Origin of the sequence: Paractinoplanes rishiriensis (genome assembly GCF_016862375.1) — a bacterium.
Taxonomy (GTDB): Bacteria; Actinomycetota; Actinomycetes; order Mycobacteriales; family Micromonosporaceae; genus Actinoplanes; species Actinoplanes rishiriensis.
In genome coordinates this window covers 1-1189 of sequence record NZ_BOMV01000166.1, presented here as the reverse complement: position 1 = coordinate 1189, position 1189 = coordinate 1, and the positions used below count along the sequence as shown (strand labels likewise).

General features: G+C 67.6%; 2 protein-coding genes. Both read left to right on the top strand.

The genetic code is table 11. The features are described from left to right. The first annotated feature begins 93 nt into the window (after positions 1-93). Complete coding sequence (locus Ari01nite_RS49420) at positions 94-639, top strand: winged helix-turn-helix domain-containing protein (RefSeq protein ID WP_203791696.1); 546 nt, start codon at positions 94-96, stop codon at positions 637-639. Further along, the gene (locus Ari01nite_RS49415; protein WP_239163712.1) at positions 564-1166 is read left to right on the top strand and encodes a transposase; all 603 of its coding nucleotides are present in this window, start codon (positions 564-566) and stop codon (positions 1164-1166) included. The genes Ari01nite_RS49420 and Ari01nite_RS49415 overlap by 76 nt, the downstream gene beginning before the upstream one ends. Positions 1167-1189 lie beyond the last annotated feature (23 nt).

Genomic DNA, 1189 nt, shown 5'->3' with positions numbered 1-1189 from the left:
CTAGACACCATTCGGGTTGGGGGTCTGCGTCTGATCCACTGTGAGCCTTGTGGGTGATCGTCTCGGCGGGTGGGTGTCGGGTCTGCTGATCACATGCGGTACGGCGATGGCGGTGGCGTTGACCAGGCGGAACGTGTCCGGCGGGAACGAGTGCGGCAGCGGGCGGCGGCGTTGTTCGCCGAGGGCAAATCGGCGGTCGAGGTCGCCGGGCTGCTGGAGGTGTCAACTAAGTCGGCGTACCAGTGGCGGCGGGCCTGGGCCGTAGGCGGCGCCAAGGCGTTGGCCTCCCGTGGCCCGGCCGGGCCGGACCCGAAACTGTCGGACGAGCAGCTGGCCCGGCTCAAGTCCCGGCTCGAGCTCGGACCGGCTGCCGCCGGCTACGGCGAGGACCAACGCTGGACGCTGGCCCGAGTCGTGGCTTTGATCGCAACGATGTTCCATATCCGGGTCGGGATCACGACCGCGTGGCAGGCGATGCGCCGCCTCGGTTACACCGCTCAGCTGCCGATCCACCGCGCGATCGAGCGGGACGAGGCCGCGATCGCGCACTGGCGCCGGTACCAGTGGCCGGCGGTAAAAGAGCCGCCGCCCGCACGGCCGCCTGGATCTGCTTCGCCGACGAATGTGGCCAGACGCTGAAGGCCCACAAGGCCACCACCTGGGCACCGAAAGGCGAAACGCCGGTCGTGAAGGTGACCGCGAAAGGCACCGTACGGGTGTCGGTGGCCGGATTGTGCTGCTACCGGCCCGGCGAACGTTCCCGGCTGATCTACCGCACCCTGACCTACCGCGGACGTAAATGCGAACCCAAAGGCTTCCGAGAGCCGGAGCTGATCCGGCTGCTCGACGCCGCCCACCAGCAGCTGCAGGCCCCGATCGTACTCGTCTGGGACCGGCTGTCGCTGCACAAGACTCCCGCGATCCGGGCGGCGATCGCCGCCCGGTCCTGGCTACGTGTCTACGAACTACCGGCCTATGCGCCGGAACTCAACCCCGTCGAGAAGGTCTGGTCGACGATGAAAAGCAGCCTCGCCAACCTCGCCGTCCGCACCGCCAACGAGCTCACCGCCGCAGTGAAGAACCGCCTCAACCGCATGCAATACCGCACCGGCCTGATCGACGGCTACTTCACCGGAACAGGTCTACCTCCACCAACACCACCCTGACCCCCACTCCAAAAGGTCTCTAG